General features: G+C 56.0%; 1 rRNA gene. It reads right to left on the reverse strand.

The annotated features are described in order from the left end of the window. Positions 1-207 (reverse strand): 23S ribosomal RNA (locus KUM03_RS29725); the annotation flags it as partial.

The raw sequence follows: 207 nt of genomic DNA on the forward strand, positions 1-207 counted from the left end.
GGCGTCAGTCCGTATACATCGCCTTACGGCTTCGCACGGACCTGTGTTTTTAGTAAACAGTCGCTTCTCGCTGGTCTCTGCGGCCACCCCCAGCTCAGGAAGTAAATTCCATCACCAGGTGTGGCCCCCCTTCTCCCGAAGTTACGGGGGCATTTTGCCGAGTTCCTGAACCATAGTTCACCCGAACGCCTCGGTATTCTCTACCTG

This window comes from Streptomyces sp. AC602_WCS936 (assembly GCF_019049125.1).
GTDB lineage: Bacteria > Actinomycetota > Actinomycetes > Streptomycetales > Streptomycetaceae > Streptomyces.